The organism is Thalassotalea eurytherma, assembly GCF_030161415.1.
Lineage (GTDB): Bacteria > Pseudomonadota > Gammaproteobacteria > Enterobacterales > Alteromonadaceae > Thalassotalea_G > Thalassotalea_G eurytherma.
The window spans coordinates 55,977-81,420 of the sequence record NZ_BSSU01000005.1; the positions used below are offsets into that span (position 1 = coordinate 55,977).

Consider the following 25,444-nt stretch of genomic DNA (forward strand, 5'->3'; position numbering starts at 1 on the left):
TTAGGCTGTCGGTAACGATGAATGTTTACAAATAACTTTTATTTTTACCGACTTATAATGATTAAAAGATGGCGAACTGGCGAGAGTTTGAGTAAACTGCTCGCCAACAAAAGACGAATTGTTACCCAACCAAATAACAAGGTAACAATGAAACAAAAAATATTGAGGTTAGCATGAGCAACGAGATTAAAACTCAAGTCGTAGTTTTAGGTTCAGGTCCTGGCGGCTACTCTGCAGCATTTCGTGCGGCAGACTTAGGTTTAGACGTCGTATTAGTTGAAAAATATAGCAGTTTAGGTGGCGTTTGTTTGAATGTTGGTTGTATTCCATCTAAAGCATTGTTGCACGTTGCTAAAGTGATTGACGACGCTAAAGATATGGCGGCACATGGTGTGACATTTGGTCAGCCAGAAATTGATTTAGAAAAAATTCGTCAATGGAAAGATAAAGACGTTGTTGGCAAGTTAACGCAAGGCGTTGGCGGCATGGCGAAAATGCGTAAAGTTAAAGTAGTTAATGGCTACGGTAAGTTTACATCTGATAAAACGATTGAAGTTGAAAATGCTGACGGCAACACAACAGTGACTTTTGACAATGCAATTATTGCCTGTGGTTCTTCGGTAGTTAACTTACCATTTATTCCAGAAGATGATCGTATTATCGACTCAACAGGTGCTTTAGAACTTAAAGACGTACCGGGTGAAATGCTAGTTTTAGGTGGCGGTATTATTGGCCTAGAAATGGGAACGGTATACAGCTCTCTTGGTGCTAAGGTGTCGGTTGTTGAGTTCGCCGATCAATTAGTTCCTGCAGCAGATGCTGATGTTGTTAAAATTTACACCAAGTACAACAAGCCGCGTTTTGAATCAATTATGCTTTCAACAAAAGTTGTAGCTGTTGACGCGAAAGACGACGGTTTATACGTTACATTCGAAGGTAAGAACGCACCAGAAGGTCAGGTTCGTTACGATAAGATTTTAGTCGCTGTTGGTCGTAAGCCAAATGGTCACTTAGTTGCTGCTGATAAAGCAGGTGTTAACGTTGATGAGCGTGGCTTTATCAATGTGTCTAAAGAGATGCGCACGAACGTACCACATATATTCGCGATTGGTGATGTTGTCGGTCAACCAATGCTTGCTCATAAAGCGGTTCATGAAGCACACGTTGCTGCAGAAGTTATTTCTGGTAAGAAACATGAATTCGACCCACGTTGTATTCCTTCAATCGCTTACACTGATCCTGAAATCGCATGGGTAGGTGTTACTGAGAGTGAAGCGAAAGAGCAAGGTTTAAACATCGAAGTTGCAAACTTCCCTTGGTCAGCTTCAGGCCGTGCTATTGCGTCAGCTCGTACAGAAGGTAAAACTAAATTAATCTTTGATAAAGAGTCAGGTCGTATCTTAGGTGGTGCGATTGTTGGTATCAACGCTGGCGAAATGTTAGGTGAAATTGGTTTAGCTGTAGAAATGGGCGCTGACGGTGAAGATATCGGTTTAACGATTCATGCTCACCCAACGTTAAATGAGTCAATTGGTCTAGCTGCAGAAGTGTTTGAAGGTTCAATTACTGATTTACCAAATGCCAAAGCAGTAAAGAAAAAGAAATAAGCTAAATAGCTAGTTTACTAAAAGGGGCAGAGTTAATTACTCTGCCCCTTTTTTGTGTCAAAGAAAATTGTCTCAATCGCTTACAAAATAAGCATTCAGTTCATATCCTCGTTTATCTCTAAAATCCTACCAACCAACTCTTTGCCCTTGCCATGACTGTGGTAATTCAAGAAAGTGATAATAAATTGATATTTTTATGAATTTATTTCAACAATCGAGGGGTTGAAGTTAACAACTAAATTACATTTAATGGTAGTGAAAATAAAAGTTACAAATTTGTAACAAATATGTCAGTATTAAGCTTTAACAACTTGTTAACAAGATTGTTAGAGTCACAAATCGATCTAAATCGATAACCGCACATGAAAAATTGTGCTCATAATAAAAAACGTTCAGGGAGTAATAACTATATGAACAAGCTTAATAATGTCGCTAAGGGTATTAAATTAGCGCTTTTGCTTGGTGCTGCATGTAGTGTCAATGCCTATGCTCAAGATGATCAAGAGCAAGGTATTGCCGTTCAAGCTGCAGCCAAAGAAGCACCTCAAGAAGATCCGTTACTAGAAGAAGAGCCGGAAGAACGCATTGTCGTTACAGGTTCTCGTATTCGCCGTAGTGAATTTGATACTGCCTCGCCAGTTCAAGTAATCAGTGGTGAAATTTCACGTGAAATGGGTTTATTCGACGCAACAGAAATGTTGCAAAACACTAACCAAGCCGCCGGTTCACAAATTGACAATACATTTGGTGGTTTTGTATTGGATAATGGTCCAGGCTCTGCAACTATCGGTTTCCGTGGTTTAGGAGCAGCGCGCACTTTAGTCATGATCAATGGTCGTCGTATGGCACCAGCAGGGGTAGGTGGAGCACCCGTTTCTCCAGATTTAAACTTGATTCCAGCTGTAATGATCGAGCGAATTGAAAATTTATACGACGGTGCATCAACTGTATACGGTTCAGATGCCGTAGCTGGTGTAGCGAATGTAATGTTGCGTCAAGATTTTGAAGGTTTCGAAATTCAAGGTTCTTACAACCAGCCAAAAGGTGATGGTGGTGAAGAGTCTGTTTTTTCTGCTATGTGGGGTGCTACATCTGACAATGGTTACATTGCTGTAGGTGCAGAATACTACAACCGTAAAGCTCAATCTTTAGCCGATAACCCGTTTGTCAAAGGTTGTGAAGAACGAATTTTTGAAACAGAAAATGGTGACATCGTAAAACGTTATGGTGGCATTGGCCCAACAGTTAATGGTGAAGATTCATGTGATATCTTCCCATTAACAAATCGTATGCAAATTGAAAATGGTTTCTGGGGTTCAGTATACAATACACCAGGTTTCACAAATACAGGTATTCCAAATTGGAGTGAATCAACAGTTCCATTCCAATACGTGGGTTTATTACCGACGTGGATTGCAGGTGACTCGAATGGCGATGGTATTGATGATATTGCATTCCCCGACGGTAATGGTGATGGCTTACGTGATTTTGATTTCCAAGACCCACGCTATGCATTCCAACAATCTGAATACTATAAATCAGGTGACTACCTAAGTAAAAACGAACGTATTTCAGTTGTAATCAACGGTGAATACAATTTACAAGATGATAACGATACTACGTTATACTTCGATACACTATACGCAGAGCGTGAGTCTGATACATTCTCTCCTGGCGCACAGATATTCCAATGGGTGGGTGCATCAAACCCATACAATCCTTGTAACCCGGGTGGTGTAAATGGTATTGACTGTTTTGGTGTACTAGGTTTCGGTGATGCAGGTCCGTTAAGAACGCGTCCAATCATTAACCTTCGTGGTGATCGTGATACTGCTGCTGTTGACGTATCACAGTACCGCATAGTCGGTGGTGTAACTGGTAATTTGACTGGCTTAGAGTCAATTGGTATGGATAACTGGTATTACGATATTTATGCATCATACAGTGGTTCATCCGGTGATTACGTGCTCCGTGGTATTAATGAAGAGCGTTTAATATACTCTTTAGATACATCTGTACTTAATCCTGATGGCTCTGTGACATGTGGTGATGGCTCTGATGGCTGTGTACCTGTAAACTTATTTTCTGATAACATATATCAAACAGGTGGTGGTACACTTACTGCTGCCGAGTCTGATTATCTTATGACTGACCGCGTCGTAAATACTGAGATTGATCAGTTTGTGACTGTTGGTTTTGTTGGTGGTGAACTAGGTACATTACCTTGGAACAGCAACCCAGTAAATGCAATTTTTGGTGCTGAATACCGTAAAGAAGAAATCAAAACCAATAATAACGACGTAGCAACTGAAGGTCTTTTGTGGGGCTTCTTCGCTGACAAAGGTGCAAATGGTGACCGTAGCTTCAAAGAGTTATTCACAGAAGTCGAGTTACCTCTAGTAACTGGTCGCCCTGGTGTAGAAGAGTTTACAGTAACTATGTCTGGTCGTTGGACTGATGAGAGCTACTATGATCCTGCTACTACATACAGCTTAAAAGGTGTTTACCGCCCTGTAGAATGGTTCACTCTACGCGGTACCAAGGGTACATCTTACCGTGCACCTAACTTGCGAGAGCGATTCTTAGAGGGTACTACTGGTTTCAATACTGTATCGGATCCATGTGTAGTGCCTGATGACGCTCGTATTTCAGATGCTTTAAATCCAAGTGCTCCTGATGGTTATGATCCTGCGCTAGAAACTCGTGATCAAGCTGTATTAAACGCTTGTAGTGCTGATGGTGTAGATCCAACAACATTAGGTTTAGGTCAGGGTGGGACAAGTAAGTTTACTGACTCAACGAGTGCAGAGGTTGTTACAGGTGGTAACTTAATGCTTGTGGAAGAGACTTCTACGGCTAAGACCTACGGCTTCATTTTTGAACAACCGTTTTCAGAAGATTTTGACTTAACTTTCTCAATTACGAAGTTTGATATTGAGATTACTAATTCAATTGCTGAGCCTCCTTCACAATACAGTATTAATCAGTGTTACTCACAAGATGGTAACGATGCTTTCTGTTCGCGTTTATCTCGTGATGAAAATGGACAAATTAGTGACGTTGACGCAAGTTTCATCAATATTGGTTTAGAGACATCTAAGGGTATAGACTACAACCTCTATTACGCTCAAGATTTCCTTGTTGGCGAGCAAAACTTAAATGTTTCACTTGATTTACAAGCAACCCAAATGAAGGAGCAAGTTATCGATGTACTTGGTACTATCGATGACAACGTAGGTGAGCCTGACGTTCCAGAGTGGCGTGCAACAGCGCAGTTATCATTTAGTTATGATGATTGGCGCTTTACATGGTTTACGCGCTTCATTGGCGAAGGTGAAGAAGATTTCTACTCAGATGATGATCAAGGTTTCGTAAATAACTCTGCAGCTTGTGACGGTTTCTATTCAGATTCTGAACAAACAACACCGTTATTATGTCGCCCTGTTGGTGCTACGGATGATTACTTCCAACACAACGTTTCATTAAGTTACTCAACTGATGATTTTCGCGTAGCGTTCGGAGTTCGTAATGTATTTAACGAAGCTCCACCGTTAGTTGATCCAAGTGGTTCATTCTCTAACACTAATATTCCATTAGGTGTTGGTTATGACACATTCGGTCGTATGCCGTACCTTAACTTCTCGGCAGTATTTTAAGCAGTAGCTTAAATTCGATAAATGGCCTCATTTGAGGCCATTTATATATTAAACATGAAAGGTGAAGCAGGTTATGAAAACGGTTTTTCATTTGATTATAGCGGCCGCTGTATTATGTGGCACTTCAATACAAGCGAAGGCAACGTCAATAGTAGAGGCAGTTGAAGCATTTTCTATTATGCCCATGATTCGCAGTGTGTCGGTTTCTCCCGATGGAAAACAATTGGCTGTGGTCAGGGCAAGTACAAAAAATGGTGACTATTACATTGAAATTAGACAAATAAGTGATTTAACTAAAAAGCCAGTAAAACTGGGTGCTAGTAAAATGCTAGTATCTGGTGTTAGTTGGTTAAATACCGAAAAAATTCTTGTTAGTTTTAGACAAATTTTAAGAGATGGCGCACGTAGTCAGTGGGTTAATCAATTTGCAATAACGGATGCAGATGGTAAAGGCAACTGGCTTATTCCATTTCAAAACTTAGGAAATGTTGGCTATAGCGTAATTGATGTTTTACCTAAAGAGCCAAATGAAGTTTTGGTCTCTGTAGATATCAATAGAAACTTCTACCCAGACGCTGTAAGACTCAATATAAAATCAGGTCGTACTAAAACTGTTGTTCGTGGTAACAATAAGATAGAAGGCGGTTTTGGTGTTGATAGCGATGGTGAAGTAAGAATGGCATCGGGCTGGAATGCTAAAGATGATGCTATTGATGTTTTTGCTCGTAAAAAAGGTGATGACGAGTGGCTACTTGTTTATCAAAACTCGCCAAAAGACCGTGAAAATTTTGATATTGTTGGCTTTTCAAATGATAAGCCAAATGAAATTTACGTAAACGCCAATCGTGGTGAAAATACGACAGGTATTTATACATATAATTTAGAAACAAAACAGTATTCAGAGCGCCTATTTGGTTTAGAAAATGTTGATACCGATGGTGTTATGTTTGACAAGTGGAACAAAAAATTAGGTTATAGTTATACGACCAAATATCCAAAACGCTATTTGCTTGATCCAGAAATGAAAGCGTTATACGAAGGTATTGAAGGGTTATTCAAAGGTGAATTCGTATCTATTTCAAATTACTCAGATGATTACAACCAAATTGTCGTTCGCACAAGTTCAGCGAAAAACCCAGGCACATATTACTTATTAAGCAATAAAAAATCATTGAATAAACTCGGCGATGTGTCACCGCAAATTAAGCCGGAAATGTTGTCTAAAGTTAAATACATTACATATCCGACGCGTGATGGTTTAAAACAAAAGGCTTATGTGACTATTCCAGCTGGCAAACCACCATACCCAACAGTTGTTATGCCACATGGTGGTCCTTGGGCACGTGATGTAAATATTTACGACCCGTGGACACAATTACTTGCAAGCCAAGGCTATATGGTTATTCAGCCTCAATTTAGGGGCTCTGATGGTTACGGTATGAAGCACTGGAAAGATGGTGATAAAGAATGGGGTTTGAAGATGCAAAACGATATGGATGATTCTGCATTGTACCTTGTTGACAAAGGCTTAGCTGATAGAGGCAAATTGGCAATGTTTGGTTGGAGTTACGGTGGCTACTCTGCTTTTGTTGCATCAATGCGTGAAAATAATATCTATCAATGCTCTGTTGCTGGTGCTGGTGTGAGTAACTTAGACCGCATTAACTCAACATTAAACGAGAGCCGCTTTTTAAGAGAGTTACAACGTCCAACGATTGAAGGCGTTTCTCCTGTTAAGCAAGTTGATAAAGTAAATATTCCTATTTTAGTCGTTCATGGTGATATTGATATTCGTGTACCGATTAAACATAGCCGAGAGTTTGTTGATGAGCTTGAAAGGCTAGGCAAGGATCATAAATATGTAGAATTAAAGGATGCTGACCATTTTTCAGATACATTATTCTACGATCACAAGAAAGAGTTTTACAGTGAGATGTTAACTTGGTTTGATGGCAAATGTGGCTTATAGTCGGTTAACTTCCTATAAAGAAAACCAGCGTTAAGCTGGTTTTCTTTTTTAAGGAATAGAAATGAGAAAATTTATTCTAATCATGATGTTACCCATCCTCACTGCTTGCTCACAAACTCAAGAGGTTGATAATGGACAATCACAGTGGGACTTTGATCATCAGGTGCAATTCAAGCAAACCAAACTGTCAGAAAACGCATATCGTATTGAAGTGATACCTAACGCTAAGATTAAGTTTGATCGCCTTGCTACGTTCTTAATTAGGCACTCGTTAGAAGTATGTAATAGCTATGGCTTTAAGCTAGAGGTATTAACTGGCATTGAATCTTTTACCGACAGAAAAGCACATCCGAATAAAATATTCGGCTCTTTAGCTGCCAATCTAGAGTGCCCAAGTAAAGCGAGCAGTTAGTGCAAACTGCAACGTTCGTAAATAGATGACAAAACTAACAATAGGTTGGGGTATCTTCGGATTTTCTTTTTAGTTCATTACTAAAAAAAGCAAAATAAAAAAGCCACATAAATAGCTAAACAAAAAGCTAAATGAGTATTGATAGGCCGTTTAGTTTTACCAACATAAAAAAGGCTACCTTCAGGTAGCCTTTTTTGTCATACCGGCGAAGGCCGGTATCTCAATCTAACGATTTATTAGCTAGGATCCGCAATCTTTACTGCTACAGCTTGTGAAGCAGGTGTTGTCATTGCTTCCGTTGGCGGAGCAAAGCGAGTTAAATCGATACCTTCAACAGCCGACGTATACTCGTCCATCGTTGGGAAGCGACCTAAGATTGAAGAAAGCACAACTAATGGTGTTGAACCAAGTAATGATTCACCTTTTTTCTCTGCGCTATCTGCTACAACACGGCCTTGGAATAAACGTGTTGATGTCGCAATAACTGTATCACCTGGTTCGGCTTTCTCTTGGTTACCCATACATAAGTTACAGCCTGGGCGCTCAAGGTATAAGATGTTTTCGTACTTAGTACGCGCTTCGCCTTTCGGGTTAGCATCGTCGAATACAAAACCAGAGTACTTAGATAAAATGTCCCAGTCGCCTTCAGCTTTTAATTCATCAACAATGTTGTATGTTGGTGGCGCTACAACTAACGGTGCGTTGAATTCAATTGAGCCATTTTGTTTTTCAAGGTTACGGAACATTTGCGCGATGATTTGCATATCGCCTTTGTGTACCATACAAGAACCAACAAAACCTAAATCTACTGGGCGCTCGTTGTAGTATGAAACTGGGCGAATAACATCGTGCGTGTAACGCTTAGATACGTCTTCGTTATTTACATCTGGATCAGCAATCATTGGTTCAACAATGGTGTCCAAATCAACAACAACTTCAGCGTAGTAGTTAGCGTTCGCATCTGGTGCAAGTGCAGGTTGTTCACCAGACTTAATACCAGCGATACGCTCATCGGCTAGCTTAATTAGGCCAGCTAATGTACCGGCTTCGTTCTCCATACCCTTGTCAATCATGATTTGGATACGAGATTTCGCAAGCTCGATAGACTCAATTAATGTTTCGTCGTTTGAGATACAAACAGACGCTTTGGCTTTCATTTCAGCAGACCAGTCAGTGAAGGTGAACGCTTGGTCAGCTAATAACGTACCAATGTGTACTTCAATTACGCGACCTTGGAAAACATTTTCGCCTTCGAACTGCTTAAGCATTTGCGCTTGAGTTGCGTGTACAACGTCACGGAAATCCATGTGGTCAGCCATTTTACCTTTGAAGGTAACTTTTACTGACTCTGGAATTGGCATTGCTGATTCACCCGTAGCAAGTGCGATTGCAACTGTACCTGAATCGGCACCGAATGCGACACCTTTAGACATACGAGTATGTGAGTCACCACCAATGATGATAGCGCGATCATCAACGGTAATGTCATTCAATACTTTATGAATAACATCCGTCATTGCGTGGTAAACACCTTTCGGGTCACGTGCAGTGATCAAACCAAACTTGTTCATGAATGCCATTAACTTAGGCGTATTCGCTTTTGCTTTGCTATCCCAAACTGATGCTGTGTGACAACCTGATTGGAATGCACCGTCAACAAGTGGAGAAATTGTCGAAGCAGCCATTGCTTCTAATTCCTGACATGTCATTGGGCCTGTTGTATCTTGAGAGCCAACAATGTTCACTTTAACGCGAACGTTTGAGCCTGCATGTAGAGGTGCGTTTGATGCAACACCTACCGCATTACGGTTAAAGATTTTCTCTACCGCAGTTAAGCCTTGGTTCTCAACTGAAATTTCTTTTGATGGGGCGTAAACTTGTGGAGCTTCAACACCTAATGTTTCAGCAGCAAACGTTTGTAGCTTCTTACCGAAAGTAACTGCGTAAGAACCACCTGCTTTCATGAACTCTTGTTTTTGTGGCGTAAATGCAGAAGAGATATCAGCTAACTCTTCACTTCCGTTGTAAAGCTTCTTAGCAACGGTGTCGATAGTTAATACCGTGCCAGTTGCTACTGAGTATGCTTCTTCTAGTACTGGGTCGCCATTTGCATCAGTTACTGTATTGCCATTAGCGTCTACTTTCTTCACCCAGTTTTTAAGGTCAAGACCAATACCGCCAGTTACATCAACCGTAGTTAGGAAGATTGGTGCGATACCATTGGTACCTGCAACAACAGGTGCGATATTGATAAATGGAACGTAAGGACTTGCTTGCTTACCTGCCCAAAGTGCCACGTTGTTCACACCAGACATACGTGATGAACCAACACCCATCGTACCTTTTTCAGCGATAAGCATTACCTTCGCGTTAGGGTGCTTAGCTTGAAGTGCGATAATTTCGTCTTGTGCTTCAGGCGTGATCATGCACTTGCCGTGCAATTCACGGTCAGCACGTGAGTGAGATTGGTGACCAGGTGAAAGTAAATCTGTTGAAATATCACCTTCTCCAGCGATGTAAGTAACTACTTCGATTTTTTCTTCGATAGCAGGAAGCTTAGTGAAAAACTCAGCATTAGCAAAGCTTTCTAAAAGGTCTTTAGCAACTGCGTTACCCGCTTCAAAAGCATCTTTAATACGCGCCATGTCAGCGTCGTATAAGAATACTTGAGTTTTTAATACGTCAGCAGCTGGTGCAGATACTGATGCGTCATCGCTTAATGCAAGATCAAGTAGTACTTCAATTGAAGGGCCACCCTTCATGTGAGAAAGCAATTCAAAAGCAAACTCAGGCGTAATTTCTGCAACAGCTTCTTGGCCTAAAATAATTTCTTTTAAAAACTTAGCTTTAACGCCAGCAGCACTCGTTGTACCCGGAAGTGTGTTGTAGATAAAAAAGTTTAAAGAGTCTTCGCGGTGGGCATTGTCTAAATCTTTAATTTGTTCGATGATTTCCGCTAATAAATCAGCGCTATCAATTGGCTTTGGTGCTAAACCAAGCTCTTCTTTACGGTTTTCTATTTCCGTTAAATATTCTGAATAAAGGCTCATTCGATACTCTCTTTTACTAATCACTGCAAATGGACGGGTATTTGCAGTATGAATTTTGGCGCATATTCTACCTTATTTTTCCTTAACGAGTAATCATTTGCCTTAATAAGCATTATTCATACAAGTTATGAATGGTAGAAGTTTTAGTGATAATGGTTATACCAGTTGAGTCATTGCTCATCGGAAATCGATGGATAACCCAATAATGTCTATTTTATTGTACTAAAGTGTTGTTTAACTCGGAATAATTATTCTCTATATTAAGTAAAATAGGCTGTAATACCTTCAACCATTGTATATTTAGTTTCACTCAAGCACCTAAAAGAGTGCGTTGGTGTCTATAATTCTATAACAATAATTTAGTCTGAATTGACACAATAATCCGTTTTTTACAATTATTATTGTTTTTTTTGATTTCTATCAGGAAAGGTGAAAGAGATGCTGCAAGATTATCGCAAACACGTGGAAGAACGTGCCGCAGAAGGTTTAGTGCCAAAACCTTTGAATGCTGAACAAGTTGCTCAATTAGTCGAGCTCATTAAAAAGCCACCAGTAGGTGAAGAAGAGTCTATCTTAAATTTATTAGTTAATCGTGTACCGCCGGGTGTAGACGATGCAGCTTATGTAAAAGCCGGCTTTCTCGCAGCTATTGCCAAAAGCGAAACAAGTTCACCTATTTTAACATCAGCGCGAGCGACTGAACTACTTGGCACTATGCTAGGCGGTTATAATATTCAACCGATGATCGATTTGTTAGATAATGATGAACTTGCAGAAACGGCTGCATCTGGTTTAGAGAAAACTTTGCTAATGTTTGACGCATTTTATGATGTGAAAGATAAAGCTGATGCGGGTAACGAAGCCGCTAAAAGTGTTATGCAGTCTTGGGCTGACGCACAGTGGTTTACCTCCAGAGAAAAAGTCGCTGAAAAGATTACGGTTAAAGTTTTTAAGGTCAGTGGAGAAACAAATACCGATGACTTATCGCCCGCTCCTGATGCTTGGTCGCGACCTGATATTCCTGTTCATGCCAAAGCAATGCTCAAAATGGAGCGAGAAGGTATTAAACCTGACGAGCCTGGCAAAGTTGGTCCACTCATGCAAATTGAGGCATTACAAAAAGACAGCATTCCATTGGCGTATGTAGGTGATGTTGTAGGTACTGGATCTTCGCGAAAGTCGGCAACTAACTCTGTTCTCTGGTTTATGGGTGATGATATCCCTTTTGTCCCAAACAAGCGCACAGGTGTTGTTTGTTTAGGGGGGAAAATAGCCCCCATTTTCTACAACACCATGGAAGACTCAGGCGCATTGCCAATTGAACTAGACGTACAAAAAATGCATATGGGTGATGTTATTGATATTTATCCTTATGAAGGTGTGGTTAAAAAAGGTGATAAGGTTATTTCAACCTTTGAGCTTAGCCCTGTGTTGCTTGATGAAGTGAGAGCAGGTGGTCGTATTCCTTTAATTATAGGGCGTGGTTTAACAGGGCGTGCTCGTGAAGCATTAGATCTGGAGGAGAACGATTTGTTTGCTAAACCCGTTGATCCAATTGCTTCTACTAAAGGCTATACGTTGGCACAAAAAATGGTGGGTAAAGCATGTGGCGTGGAAGGCGTGCGTGCAGGGCAATATTGTGAACCCAAAATGACAACGGTAGGTTCACAAGATACAACGGGCCCCATGACAAGAGATGAACTTAAAGATCTGGCGTGTTTGGGGTTCTCAGCAGATTTAACCATGCAATCTTTTTGTCATACATCGGCTTACCCTAAACCTGTAGATGTACAAACTCACCATACTTTGCCAGATTTTATGATGAATCGTGGTGGTGTATCACTGCGCCCTGGTGATGGTGTTATTCATTCATGGTTAAATCGTATGTTATTACCTGATACTGTTGGTACCGGCGGTGATTCACATACTCGCTTCCCGTTAGGGATTTCATTTCCTGCAGGCTCTGGCTTAGTTGCTTTTGCGGCTGCCACAGGCGTTATGCCACTCGACATGCCAGAATCATTACTTGTACGCTTTAAAGGTGAAATGCAACCAGGTATTACGTTGCGTGATTTAGTGCATGCAATCCCATACTACGGTATTAAAAATGGCTTACTGACAGTTGAAAAAGCAGGAAAGATAAATGAATTTTCTGGTCGAATACTCGAAATTGAAGGGCTTACGGGATTAACGGTAGAGCAAGCATTTGAGTTGTCTGACGCTTCCGCCGAACGAAGCGCTGCAGGCTGTACTATTAAACTCGAAGAAGAATCAGTAAAAGAATATCTCGAATCCAATATTGTCATGCTCAAGTGGATGATAAGCGAAGGGTATGGGGATGTGAGAACCATTGAGCGTCGTATTAAAGGAATGCAAGATTGGTTAGCAAGCCCATCATTAATGGCAGCCGATGCTGATGCCCAATACGCACACATTTTAGAAATTGATTTAAACGAAATCAAAGAACCAATTGTTTGTTGCCCCAACGATCCTGATGATGCGAAATTATTGTCTGAAGTTGCTGGCACTGAAGTTGATGAGGTTTTTATTGGTTCATGTATGACAAATATTGGTCACTTTAGAGCAGCAGGTAAGTTAATTGACGCAGCAGGAACTACCCTACCTACGCGCATGTGGGTTGCGCCTCCTACTAAAATGGACGCTAAGCAATTAACTGATGAGGGCTATTACTTTATTTATGGTAAAGCTGGTGCGCGTATGGAAAGCCCAGGCTGTTCTCTTTGTATGGGGAACCAAGCACGTGTAGCAGACAAATCGACTGTGTTATCAACATCCACGCGTAACTTCCCTAATCGTTTAGGAGCCGGCGCTAATGTTTATCTCACTTCTGCAGAACTAGCAGGTGTTGGCGCTATATTGGGGCGAATACCTTCTGCTGCAGAATATATGGAATACGCGAAGCAAATTGACGCCACAGCATCTGATACCTATCGCTATTTAAACTTCCACAAAATGGAGAGTTACACAACCAAAGCAGATAGTGTCATTATTCAAACGCCTGCGTAAAACGCAAATGAGATGTTGGTGCAAGATATCGAGTGACGGGGCCTACTTTGCCAATGAGTTAAATTGATATCATCTTGAATAAAGGTCGGCATTGCCGGCCTTTTTTATGTCTTTAATTATGACATTGAAAAAAGCCGTAAAGAATCTGTCATCTGCCGTTAAGAAAAGCTTCTTATTCAAGACGCTAAACCTTCACAAACCCTTTCTAATCTATAGCCATTTTTACAATATGGATAGAAAAATGAAAAAAACAAAAATAGCTTTACTTCTTTCTGCTTCATTAGCATTGGGTGGGTGTTTCTCGGGTGGTGATGATGGTGCGACAGGACCACAAGGAGCCCAAGGTGTTCCGGGTGAAAATGGCCTGCCAGGTACAAGTGCACCAATCGGCATCGATGTATCCTTAATTGGTCGCGCGGTATTAAATGTTGAAGACGCTGAAGGTGCGGCAGAAATTGTTGGTTATCAAATTTCAAAAAACTGGCTTTATGCCATTAATAGCTCAACTGAAACGCCAACGGTAAATATCATCGATTTAACTGATATGGACTCAGAGGCGTTAACAGTAGATGAAGAGGGTGTCGTAAATGACACCAACTTAACAATTGCCATGACCATTGACGTTGCTGAAAATACCGACGGTGATGCCAATAGTATCGCAATCAATAATACCTTCGATATCTTAGCGGTTGCTATGGCAGCTGATGAAACAGGCACTGCAGGACAGGTAGCGTTTTATGATATTGCCGGCGCACAACCACAATTTATAAAAAATATTACTGTCGGCTATTTACCAGATGCTGTTGCATTTTCACCAAATGGACGCAGCTTAGTGGTTGCTAACGAAGGTGAACCATCAGGCGATTATACAGTAGATCCTGAAGGCAGTATCTCAATCATCAAATTAGACGAAAATGGTGTGATTGAGAATATGGCAACTAACATCACGTTTGATTCATATAACATGGTGCAAGCCGAGTTAGAAGCACAAGGAATGAAGTTCACAAACCCAGATGGTCGCGTGATCAAAGGACAAACGCTAGATATTTCAGTATCTATGGATTTAGAACCTGAATATGTAGCGATTTCTGACGATAGCAAAACTGCCTATGTGAGCTTACAAGAAAACAATGGTCTTGCGATTGTCGATATCGAAACGGCAACGGTAAATATCAAAGGTTTAGGTTTTAAAGATTGGAGCGTTTATAGCTTAGATGCTTCAGACAAAGACGACGGTGTAAATCTGCGTACTTATCCAAATCTTATGGGCCTATACCAACCAGATACTATTGCTACTTTATCATGGCAGGGCGCTAATTTTGTTGTCACAGCAAACGAAGGTGATGGCCGTGAATACTTTTTTGATTCGGCTGATGAAGCAAGCTGTTTAGCTGATGGTGGTTTGGATTTTGACGAAGATGACGGCTGTTTATCTTACATTGATGAGATTCGCGCTGAAGACTTAACGCTAGGCTCGGCATTTGATGACATTAATAACGATGACAGTGATTTAGGCCGTTTGAAAGTTATTGAGCCATTAGGTGATGACAATAACGACGGTATTCATGAAGCGCTTTATACCTATGGCGCACGTTCTTTTTCAATCTTTGATCAAAATGGCAATCTCGTTTTCGATTCAGGTGATGACTTTGAGCGAATTACGGCATCGATTCATGGTGATAACTTCAATAATGATGAAGATGAAAACAAAGGCGATACACGTTCAGATGCAAAAGGCCCTGAGCCCGAAGCACTAGCTATTGGCGAAGTGGGCAGCAAACGTTATGCGTTTATTGGTTTAGAGCGTATGGCAGGCATTATGGTTTATGATGTATCTAACCCATATGACGTTAACTTTGTTGATTACTTCATTAATCGTGGTCTTAATGAAGATCAGGAGATTACAGGGGATTTAGCGCCGGAAGGCATGTCATTCATCTCTGCTGATAACAGCCCAACGGGTGAAGCGTTACTGGTTATTGGTAATGAAATTAGTGGTAGTGTGAGTGTTTGGCAAATAGCTGAAACATTCTAGGGTCTGTTGATCTTTGAGTTTGTAACTCTGTTGCCTTGAAAAAGATGAGATTCGCGGCGCTTAACGTAATGTTTGGTTGTTCCAAATACACTTTAAGCAACAAAGAATATCGCTTTTTCAAGTCAACCCAAAGGGCTTTGGCTAAAATGAAAGTTCAACAGCCCATAATAAAAAACTCGTGAAAAAATAAAAGGGTCAACGTAATAGATTACGTTGACCCTTTTTCTATTTTTGGCTTTCTAATATGACGGTTTTGTATGTGCTTTACCGGCATCTTCTGCCAGTTCTTTAGGCATATAATTTTCGTCATGTTTTGCCAGTACTTCGCTTGCTTCGATGATAAAGCCCTCTGCTAATACACCATTGGCGACAATACCTTGTCCTTCGCGAAACAAGTCAGGCAAAATGCCATCATATTTTACGGTGACCATAGGGTCAGCGTCATTGAAGGCGATTGGCATTCTCATATCCGCCAGTTTAAAGCTTACCTTTAAACTGCTTTCATCTCTCTTAACACTACCTGGTACGACTAAACCACCAATTCGAATACGTTGACCAAGTTGTGCTTTTAGTCCTGTATCTTCTTTACCTTGATGAATTTCTGATGGTTTAAAAAACAGATCAATATTCTGACTTAGAGCATATAAAACAAGACCTGCAACAACACTTAAACCGATTAAAACGGACAAAATTATTGTTAGTCGCTTTTTTCTTCTTGGATTCATTTATTTACCTATCAACTCGATTAAGATGATTGAGACAGTTGGGCTTGTTGCTTTGCTGCTCGTTTTAATTTTTCTTGGCGTGCTTGTTGTTTAGCAATGCGTTGTTTAACTTGTTTATTACTCACAAGACTATTCATCACAAGTAATACAAGTAGCAGGGTCGCCATGCCAAACGATAGCCAGACATAAAAGCCATAACCACCCATATCAATAAACTCAGCAAAAGATGAAAACTGCATTATTTAATCTCCTCTTTTACAAGCGCTTTAACCCATGGGCGCATACTATTTCGGCTAAGTATTTCGGTTTTAAATCGTAAACAAGTCACGGCAGCAACAAAAAAAGCAAAACCAAAAAAGCAGAATAGGAAAGGCCAGTACATATCAGCGCTCATCGCCGGTTTGCCAAATTTCGAAACGGTAGCGCCTTGATGTAACGTATTCCACCATTCAACAGAATATTTAATAATAGGAATGTTAATAACACCTACAATCGCTAAGATACCTGCGGCTTTGCCTGCTAGCGCTTTATCTTCAAAAGCATTGTGTAGGGCAATAACACCTAAATACAAAAACAGTAAAATAAGCTCTGAAGTAAGGCGAGCATCCCAAATCCACCAAGTACCCCACATCGGTTTACCCCAGGCAGCTCCAGTAATCAAGGCGATTGCCGTGAAAACAGCGCCGACAGGTGCTAAAGCCGCGGCTGATGCATCGGCCAATTTTAATTGCCATACTAGGCCTGAAAAAGCCGCTATAGCCATACCCACATAAATACTCATTGATAGAATAGCCGCTGGCACGTGTATATAAAATATGCGGAAGCTCTCACCTTGTTGATAATCTGCAGGCGCAAACAATAAAGCCCACGTTAAGCCGATGGCCAAAAGAATAATACTTAACCACGTAAACCAAGGGGTTAACTTACCGGTGAAGTGATAAGTAATTTCAGGGTTTGCGTATGGATGTAACCATTTCCACATTTAGTTGGTACTCACTTTCAATGCTGCGCTAACTGCAAATGGCGCAAGGGTAAACGATGTAAAAAATAATGCGCCGATTATAGCAACTTGCCCCGAGTAAGGTAAGTTCATCGCCGCAGTGTCAATTGCACTTGTGGCAAATATTAACACAGGGATATACAAGGGTAAGACGATCAAGCTCAACAAAACACCACCTTTTTTAATACCCACAGTTAGTGCTACGCCAATTGCGCCAATAAAGCTCAATACAGGTGTGCCAATTAGTAGCGTTATCATGAGCGCGCCATAACTATTTTCATTTAAATGTAATAACACGGCCAATACGGGCGCAATAAAAATAAGTGGTAACCCGGTTATTAACCAGTGGGCAATAATTTTTGCCAGCACAATGATGAACAGTGGTTGAGGTATCAACATCATTTGCTCTAATGAACCATCAGCAAAATCTGCTTTGAACAGCCTATCCAAGGAAAGCAGCGTGGCGAGTAAAGCGGCTACCCAGATAATCCCGGGTGCAATTCTGCTCAGTGTACTAGCTTCAGGGCCAATACCTAACGGGAATAAGGTGACAACAATGATGAAGAACAGTAGCGGGTTAAATATGTCGTCTTTATGGCGTAACGCGATCGTTAAATCACGTTTTAGCATCAACATAAAGGCTTGGCGATAAGAAGGAATATTAATGCTCATCATTATACCAACTGATATTCTAATTCGATTGTTTTAACCAGCTGAGCATCAATCGCCAAGTCTTGGTGAGTCGTTAAAATCACACAACCTCCTTGCTTAGCATGCTCGACAAAGAGGTTTTCTAAATTCTTAACGCCTTGTTTATCAATGGCAGTAAAAGGCTCATCTAAGATCCAAATAGGCTTTTGGCATTGCCATAACCTAGCCAAAGCGATACGACGGTGTTGTCCTGCACTTAAATGGGAGGCGAGGGCATCCTCAAAACCAAGTAAATTTACGTTTTCCAAGGTTTGTTCAGCAGCATGTGGTGGTAATCCTTGCATGGCTAAATAAAACGCCAGATTTTCTTGTGCCGTCATTTCACCTTTGATACCAGCCAAATGGCCAATATATGTTAGGTTTTGATTATAAAGCTCTACGTTTTTATGTAGTGGTTGGTTTTGAAAATGGACTTCACCTTCGAAAGGTTGAGATAAACCAGCGAGTATTCGCAGTAAACTCGTTTTTCCAGCCCCATTGGGCCCTGCAATTTGGACAATATCGCCTTGATTAAATTGACAGCTAAGCGCTTCAAATAAAATTCGATCTTCACGAATACAGGTTAATTTGTCTGCATGTAATAAAGCGTTGGAACTCGGCAAGGTTATCTCTACTAATTAGCGCTGTTAGTTAACTTCAACCCGTCTAGGGCATTGATAGCTAAATTATTATAATATTTGCCGTTATCATACACTAAGAAATCGCTTGATTCATGGGCTTTTATGCAACAAAAAGTGTTCTGTATAGATTCCCTTTACTTTGTTGAACTTGAAGCAAAATTAAATTATTTCAATTTGTTTCAAATCAAGGGTTTTTCTGTTAACCCATTAATAAAGCCTTTATAATCGACGAAATGTGTGTTTTATACGTATATAAAAACAATAACAGTTACTGTATCGCTTGGAGTTTTTAAATGTTACCTGAATTAGGTCACTTTGCCTTGATCATCGCCACAGCATTTGCGCTGTGTTTGAGCATCATTCCAACCATCGGGATTTTCACCCATCACGATAAATTAACCGCTTATGCCAAACCTTTAACCTTAGGTATGTTTATCTTTACCGCGGTCAGTCTTTTTATCCTTGGCTACTGTTTTGTTCTCGACGATTTCTCGGTGAAGTACATTGCTGGTCACTCAAATAGCCTGCTGCCTTATTATTTTAAGATTAGCGCTGTCTGGGGTGGTCATGAAGGGTCATTGTTATTGTGGGTTTTCTCATTAACGGCATGGACGATGGCCGTTGCGAAATTTAGTAAGGGCATTGAAGAAAGCTTTATTGCGCGCGTTCTTGTTGTTTTAGGCCTTGTCTCACTTGGCTTCATGATTTTTACCTTATTAACATCAAACCCGTTCGAGCGTTTATGGCCAATGGTGCCGCCAGAAGGGCGTGATTTAAATCCGTTACTACAAGACATCGGATTAATTATTCATCCGCCAATGCTTTATATGGGCTACGTTGGCTTTAGTGTGGCCTTTGCTTTTGCCGTTGCTGCGCTTTGGTGTGGCAAGTTAGATGCAGCGTGGGCTCGTTGGTCACGCCCATGGACTGTCGGCGCATGGATTTTTTTAACATTAGGTATCGCGTTAGGTAGTTGGTGGGCATACTATGAACTTGGCTGGGGCGGCTGGTGGTTCTGGGATCCTGTAGAAAATGCGTCATTCATGCCTTGGTTAGTCGGTACGGCACTTATTCATTCCTTAGCCGTTACCGAAAAGCGTGGCACATTTAGAAACTGGACTGTCTTATTGGCGATTTTCGCGTTTAGTTTAAGCTTACTTGGGACGTTCTTAGTACGCTCAGGGGTTATTACGTCGGTACATTCATTTGCGGCTGACCCTACACGTGGTGCTTTTATTTTAATGCTTTTAGCGATCGCTATGGGCGGTTCCTTAACCTTATATGCCTTCAGGGCAAGTAACGTGCAAAGCTATAGCCGTTTTTCATTTTATTCGCGTGAAACAGCGTTGTTGATAGGTAATATCATTCTTGTAACATCTGCAGTAACTGTTTTATTGGGTACCTTATATCCACTGTTTTTTGATGCGCTTGGCTTAGGTAAAATCTCAGTGGGGCCTCCATATTTCAACGCGGTTTTCGTACCATTAATGTCGTTGCTGTTTATTGTTATGGGCATGGGGCCATTGATTCGCTGGAAGCGAGCCAAACAAGGTGAGTTGAGAAAGCACATTACTGTTCAATCAATTGTTTCTGTTATTTTTGGTTTAGCTTTCCCTATTGTTTATGGTGGAGAGTTTGATGCATTAGTAGCAATGGGAATGACACTTGCTATGTGGGTCGCATTGGTTGTATTAAAAGATTTCTATAACCAACTCAAAAATCTCAAAGGGCGAGGCTCAAAAATTAGTTTAAGCCAGCTAGGTATGACGGTTGCCCACCTAGGCATCGCCATTACTGTGGTTGGTGTAACACTTGTTTCTAGTTATGAAAACGAAGTGAACGTTAGAATGGAAACTGGTGATACGGTGAATGTTTCTGGCTTTGACGTGACTTTCAATGGTGTTATTCCTGTTAAAGGGCCTAACTATAGTGCTGAGCAAGGTCAATTAGAGATTTCGAAAAATGGTGAATTCTTAAGCTTATTAAAACCAGAGCGTAGAACCTATTTAGTACAAACCATGGGCATGACAGAAGCGGGCATTGATCCTGGTTTCTTTACCGATGTTTATGTTGCGTTAGGCGATCCACTTGCTGATGGTGCTTGGGCAATTCGTGTCCATATAAAACCATTTGTTCGCTGGATATGGTTAGGTGCAATTTTCATGGGTTTAGGTGGCTTATTTGCGATTTTAGATAAACGCTATCGTCGTAAAAAAGTATCTCAAGCAAAAGAAATAAAATTAACGCCATCAACTAAACCTATGGCGACACCAGTAAACACGACAGCAGATTCAGGAAACGCTTAATGAATAAATTGATTCGCTTTATTCCATTAGTCTTATTTATTTTATTGGCAATTGTTTTATATCGTGGTTTGTCGTTAAACCCTGAAAAATTGCCTTCTGCGTTAATTGGTAAACCTGTTCCGGCATTTACCTTAACCCAGTTAAAAAATGAAAACAGAATACTGAGTGCTGAGCAATTAACAGGCGATGTTGTCTTAATTAATGTATGGGCCACGTGGTGTCCATCATGTCGTTATGAACATCCTTATTTGCTTGATTTAGCAAAAAGTGATCGTATCAAGCTTTATGGCCTTAACTATAAAGATGAGCGTGAACTAGCAGTAAAATGGTTAAATGATCTAGGTGACCCTTACGAGTTTTCTATTTTTGATGATTTAGGCCGCTTAGGTTTAGATTTGGGTGTATATGCAGCGCCTGAAACTTTTGTTGTTGATCATCACGGCATTATTCGTAAACGTTTTGCGGGACCGATTGATGCCAATGTCTGGCAAAAAGAATTTGAACCGATAATTAAGCAAATTGAAGCTGAAAAAGCGAAGGGACAATGATGAGGTTATTAACGTTAGTTATTTCACTGCTGTGGTTAGCAACTAGCCAAGCCAGTCCAATTGATACGTATTCATTTAAAAGTGAAGTGGACAAAACTCGCTACCAAGCGTTAGTAAAAGAGTTACGTTGCCCTAAGTGTCAAAATCAAAACCTTGCTGATTCAAACTCTCAAATCGCTGTCGATTTGCGTGAACAAGTTTATATCATGATCAACGAAGGCAAGTCCGATAAAGAAATTGTTGATTACATGGTTGCTCGTTACGGTGATTTTGTTTTATATCGCCCTAAAGTTAATGAATACACCTACATGTTATGGTTTAGCCCTGCAATTTTTCTATTGATAGGGGCTGTTGTTGTTGTATTGATCTTACGCAGAAAAGCACCGCCACAAGCTCAGCAAGCAATGAGCGATGCTGAAAAACAAAAGTTAGCCGATATCTTAAAAGAAGAATAATTAACTATGACTACTGTTATTGCCCTAGTTGTTTTGCTCCTATTGATTTTAATTATTGTCTGGGCGCACTTTTTTAGACAACAACAAGTAACCAGTTTCGACCAAAATGTTCGCGACAACACCAATGTCAATTTATATCACGAACATAAAGCTGAAATTGAAGCCGATTTTGAACAAGGTAAAATTGATCAAGAAAATTATCAATACCTAACACAAGAGCTCGATAAAAGCTTACTTCAAGATGTGCAAGAAAATCAGCAACATCAAGAAGTGTTTGAACAAAAGCAACTCTCTATCATTTGGCCTGTAAGTATTAGCCTTTTTATTTTGGTGTTCAGCTTTGCACTGTATAACAAAATTGGTGCGTTTGAGCAGCTGTCTCAGCCACAACAAGTTAACGTTCAAGAGCAAATGGAGCAAGATGAAAGAGCACGTCAGCAAGAAACACTTGCGCGTGTAGCACAGCTTAGGCAGCAAATAAGTGAAGAACCAAACAATGCTGATGCATGGTATTCATTGGGGCAAGCACTGGTTGGTTTAGGTGATTTTAACGGTGCTATCGCAGCATTCGCTAAAGTTGAAGAGGTTGACGGTCCACATGCTGATATTTATGGCGCGATGGCACAAGCAACTTACTATCGTGACAATCAAGAAATTACCGCTGAGTCTCAGGTACTCATTGATAAAGCGCTTGCACTAGACCCACTAGATCCATCAACAAATATTTTATTAGGTATGCATAGCTTTATGCATCAAGAATATGCTCAAGCAATAAAGTATTGGCAACCAATTATCGATAGCGGCAGAAGCAATGTTAATAGCCAAGCGTTACAAGAAGCTGTTAATGAAGCGAAAAACCGTTTAGCGTTAACAGGTCAGCAATCACAAGCTATCGAACAGGCTACACCTGATAATGGTGTTCAGTTAAGCTTAAATGTGACGATAGGCGACAACGTGATGAGTGAATTGATCCAGCAAGAAGATAAAGCCGTATTTATTTACGCTATCGCAAGCTCTGGACCTAAAATGCCAATCGCGGCCGTTAAAGTATTCGCAAGTGATTTACCTGCTACTATCGTACTGAACGACTCGCAAGCAATGATGGAGCAAATGAAATTGAGCATGTTTGAAAAAGTGCATGTCTTTGCCGTCATTTCTCAAGATGGTACACCAGGAGTGAAACCAGGTGATTATCAAGCCGTTATTCGAGATATTGTTGTTGCGGATAATAAGCTTCTTGATGTGGTTATTGATGAGAAAGTTACGGATAGCGTTAAATAATAATTTAAAGGAAGTTACTATGAAGGTTTCAACGATTAATAAGCTAGTACAAACAACTATTTTGTCAGCAGCTTTTGTTCTACCAATGTCAGTCAATGCGGCAAGCGATCAAGCACAAGTCGAAGCAAGCGACTCATGCCCTGCTTATTTAAACCAAACGATGCGATTATTGCATTCTTCAGAAGAAGTAAACCTTTGTCAGCTAACCAAAGACAAAACCGTAGTATTTGTTAATACAGCCAGTAACTGTGGCTTTACGCCACAATTCAAAGGTCTTGAGGCCTTATACAAAGAAAATAAAGATAAAGGCCTAGTGGTTGTTGGTTTTCCATCAGATGACTTTTTCCAAGAAGAAGATGATGAGAAAGATACTGCAAAAGTTTGTTTTGTAAATTACGGTGTTACCTTTCCTATGATGGAAACAACCAGCGTTCGTGGTGATGATGCAAATCCAGTTTTCGCTCATCTAGGAGAGAAAACTACATCACCAAAATGGAATTTTTATAAGTATTTGGTCACGAATAATGGTGCTAACGTACAGCACTTCAATTCTCGAGTATCACCTGACGACGAAGAGTTTGTGCAGGCATTAAATACCGCACTAGCACAATAGAGGTTAATAAGTCGTATGTCTCGATTTGCAGGGCAAGATAAATCTATACATGATAAAACCCCAAGAACAGGGGTTTTACTGACAAATTTAGGTACACCTGAAGCACCAACGGCACAAGCATTAAGAACGTATTTAAGAGAGTTCCTCTCTGATCCGCGCGTCGTTGAAATTCCTCGATTGGTATGGATGATTATTCTTCACGGTATTATTTTACGAGTACGTCCTGCCAAATCAGCAAAGCTCTATCAAAGCATTTGGACAGAAAAAGGCTCACCATTGATGGTGATAAGTGAGCAACAGCGAGATAAAGTGAAATCTAAGCTTGCTGAAGATCTCGATGAGCCTGTCGAAGTCGCTTTAGCAATGCGTTATGGACAACCTTCAATTGAGAGTGAATTGAATCGTTTTCAAAAACAAGGTATCGATAATATTGTTGTGATGCCTTTGTACCCGCAATATGCTGGGCCGACTACGGGTTCAAGTTTTGATGCCGTTACCAAAGCGATGAAAAAATGGCGTTGGATTCCATCGTTGCACTTTGTCAGTAGCTATCATCAAAATGAAAAGTATATTGATGCTTTAGCGGCGAGTGTGAAAGAGCATATTGATGCTCATGGCAAGCCAGATAAGTTGGTATTGTCCTATCACGGTATGCCAAAGCTATTTCATCACCAAGGTGATCCGTACTATTGTTTCTGTGCGCTAACAACCAGAGCGTTGGCTCAAGCTTTATCGCTTAAGGAAGAAGACTTTGTTATGACCTTTCAATCGCGTTTCGGTAAGGCTGAGTGGCTAAAACCGTACACAGATGAAACGCTAGAGAATCTAGCTCAATCTGGTGTTAAGCACGTCGCTATCATGAGTCCAGCGTTTAGTGCTGATTGTTTAGAGACGCTTGAAGAGTTAGTAGAAGAAAATAAAGAGGTGTTCGTTGATGCAGGCGGAGAGATTTATCATTACATTCCGTGTTTGAATGATAGGGATGATCACATTGATGCAATTGTTGATATTGTTAAACCGTATATTAACAGGCCTAATTAGAGGTTGACCAAATTTCGGGTACAAAAAAAGGAGCTATAAGCTCCTTTTTTCATATAACGCTCTAAATTATAGAGCCGTTACGTTTTCAGCTTCAGGGCCTTTTTGACCTTGTTTGATGCTGAAAGAAACTGCTTGACCGTCAGTTAATGTGCGGAAACCGTCAGCTGCGATTGCAGAGAAGTGAACGAATACGTCAGGACCGTTTTCTTGCTCGATAAAACCGAAGCCTTTAGATTCATTAAAAAATTTTACTTTACCTGTTACTTTATCAGACATGCTCTTTTCCTAGTATAAAAATACTTTTTAAATTTGCGGTCAATATTGACCTAAGTTGCGCGTAATAATTACGCTGTTTTCTGTTTGCCCTTGATTAGAAGGACAGAAAAAA

Annotated in this window: 19 protein-coding genes; 12 read left to right on the top strand and 7 right to left on the bottom strand. The window is 40.5% G+C overall.

What is annotated here, in order from left to right; genetic code table 11:
• The first annotated feature begins 173 nt into the window (after window positions 1–173).
• The 4 genes from lpdA to QQK02_RS05495 all read left to right on the top strand — a co-directional run bounded on the left by lpdA (window position 174) and on the right by QQK02_RS05495 (window position 7,644).
• Window positions 174–1,607, top strand: a complete 1,434-nt coding sequence (lpdA, locus tag QQK02_RS05480) for a dihydrolipoyl dehydrogenase (protein WP_284206970.1) — start codon at window positions 174–176, stop codon at window positions 1,605–1,607.
• A gap of 410 nt (window positions 1,608–2,017) precedes the next feature.
• The gene (locus QQK02_RS05485; protein ID WP_284206971.1) at window positions 2,018–5,263 is read left to right on the top strand and encodes a TonB-dependent receptor; all 3,246 of its coding nucleotides are present in this window, start codon (window positions 2,018–2,020) and stop codon (window positions 5,261–5,263) included.
• Between the two features lie 73 nt (window positions 5,264–5,336).
• Window positions 5,337–7,232, top strand: coding sequence for an alpha/beta hydrolase family protein (locus tag QQK02_RS05490; protein WP_284206972.1), 1,896 nt, complete (start codon window positions 5,337–5,339; stop codon window positions 7,230–7,232).
• A 61-nt stretch (window positions 7,233–7,293) separates the two neighbouring features.
• Window positions 7,294–7,644: a hypothetical protein gene (locus QQK02_RS05495; protein ID WP_284206973.1), complete on the top strand. Its 351-nt coding sequence runs from the start codon at window positions 7,294–7,296 to the stop codon at window positions 7,642–7,644.
• Window positions 7,645–7,880: 236 nt separating this feature from the next.
• On the opposite strand, the gene QQK02_RS05500 is transcribed toward QQK02_RS05495, so the two are convergent.
• Window positions 7,881–10,694, bottom strand: a complete 2,814-nt coding sequence (locus tag QQK02_RS05500; RefSeq protein WP_284206974.1) for a bifunctional aconitate hydratase 2/2-methylisocitrate dehydratase — start codon at window positions 10,692–10,694, stop codon at window positions 7,881–7,883.
• A 438-nt stretch (window positions 10,695–11,132) separates the two neighbouring features.
• Between QQK02_RS05500 and acnB the strand changes: the two genes are divergently transcribed.
• On the top strand, window positions 11,133–13,721 hold the full coding sequence (acnB, locus tag QQK02_RS05505; protein ID WP_284206975.1) for a bifunctional aconitate hydratase 2/2-methylisocitrate dehydratase: 2,589 nt from the start codon (window positions 11,133–11,135) through the stop codon (window positions 13,719–13,721).
• Between the two features lie 241 nt (window positions 13,722–13,962).
• On the top strand, window positions 13,963–15,756 hold the full coding sequence (locus tag QQK02_RS05510) for a choice-of-anchor I family protein (RefSeq protein ID WP_284206976.1): 1,794 nt from the start codon (window positions 13,963–13,965) through the stop codon (window positions 15,754–15,756).
• A 239-nt stretch (window positions 15,757–15,995) separates the two neighbouring features.
• On the opposite strand, the gene ccmE is transcribed toward QQK02_RS05510, so the two are convergent.
• From ccmE to ccmA, 5 genes are read right to left on the bottom strand one after another with little or no spacing between them, the layout of a single operon-like run.
• The gene (ccmE, locus tag QQK02_RS05515) at window positions 15,996–16,481 is read right to left on the bottom strand and encodes a cytochrome c maturation protein CcmE (protein WP_284206977.1); all 486 of its coding nucleotides are present in this window, start codon (window positions 16,479–16,481) and stop codon (window positions 15,996–15,998) included.
• A gap of 20 nt (window positions 16,482–16,501) precedes the next feature.
• Window positions 16,502–16,720 carry a heme exporter protein CcmD gene (gene ccmD / locus QQK02_RS05520; RefSeq protein WP_284206978.1) on the bottom strand — a complete coding sequence of 73 codons (219 nt, stop codon included), beginning with the start codon at window positions 16,718–16,720 and terminating at the stop codon, window positions 16,502–16,504.
• Entirely contained in the window at window positions 16,720–17,463 is a 744-nt protein-coding gene (locus QQK02_RS05525) for a heme ABC transporter permease (protein WP_284206979.1), read from the bottom strand. Before QQK02_RS05525 ends, ccmD begins: the two co-directional genes overlap by 1 nt.
• Window positions 17,464–18,153 (bottom strand): heme exporter protein CcmB, encoded by a 690-nt coding sequence (gene ccmB / locus QQK02_RS05530; RefSeq protein WP_284207140.1) that lies wholly within the window; start codon window positions 18,151–18,153, stop codon window positions 17,464–17,466.
• A 2-nt stretch (window positions 18,154–18,155) separates the two neighbouring features.
• A complete protein-coding gene (ccmA, locus tag QQK02_RS05535) occupies window positions 18,156–18,800 on the bottom strand; it encodes a cytochrome c biogenesis heme-transporting ATPase CcmA (protein WP_407705020.1) in 645 nt (214 codons plus the stop codon).
• Window positions 18,801–19,105: 305 nt separating this feature from the next.
• On the opposite strand from ccmA, the gene QQK02_RS05540 reads away from it, so the two are divergent.
• From QQK02_RS05540 to hemH, 6 genes are all read left to right on the top strand, one after another.
• Window positions 19,106–21,118, top strand: coding sequence for a heme lyase CcmF/NrfE family subunit (locus QQK02_RS05540; protein WP_284206981.1), 2,013 nt, complete (start codon window positions 19,106–19,108; stop codon window positions 21,116–21,118).
• Window positions 21,118–21,666: a DsbE family thiol:disulfide interchange protein gene (locus QQK02_RS05545; protein WP_284206982.1), complete on the top strand. Its 549-nt coding sequence runs from the start codon at window positions 21,118–21,120 to the stop codon at window positions 21,664–21,666. Before QQK02_RS05540 ends, QQK02_RS05545 begins: the two co-directional genes overlap by 1 nt.
• Window positions 21,663–22,121, top strand: coding sequence for a cytochrome c-type biogenesis protein (locus tag QQK02_RS05550; protein WP_284206983.1), 459 nt, complete (start codon window positions 21,663–21,665; stop codon window positions 22,119–22,121). The genes QQK02_RS05545 and QQK02_RS05550 overlap by 4 nt, the downstream gene beginning before the upstream one ends.
• Window positions 22,122–22,127: 6 nt before the next feature.
• On the top strand, window positions 22,128–23,402 hold the full coding sequence (gene ccmI, locus QQK02_RS05555) for a c-type cytochrome biogenesis protein CcmI (RefSeq protein ID WP_284206984.1): 1,275 nt from the start codon (window positions 22,128–22,130) through the stop codon (window positions 23,400–23,402).
• An 85-nt stretch (window positions 23,403–23,487) separates the two neighbouring features.
• Window positions 23,488–24,015 (top strand): glutathione peroxidase, encoded by a 528-nt coding sequence (locus tag QQK02_RS05560; RefSeq protein ID WP_284207141.1) that lies wholly within the window; start codon window positions 23,488–23,490, stop codon window positions 24,013–24,015.
• A gap of 15 nt (window positions 24,016–24,030) precedes the next feature.
• Complete coding sequence (hemH, locus tag QQK02_RS05565) at window positions 24,031–25,056, top strand: ferrochelatase (protein ID WP_284206986.1); 1,026 nt, start codon at window positions 24,031–24,033, stop codon at window positions 25,054–25,056.
• Between the two features lie 66 nt (window positions 25,057–25,122).
• On the opposite strand, the gene QQK02_RS05570 is transcribed toward hemH, so the two are convergent.
• On the bottom strand, window positions 25,123–25,332 hold the full coding sequence (locus QQK02_RS05570; protein WP_284206987.1) for a cold-shock protein: 210 nt from the start codon (window positions 25,330–25,332) through the stop codon (window positions 25,123–25,125).
• Between the last annotated feature and the right edge of the window lie 112 nt (window positions 25,333–25,444).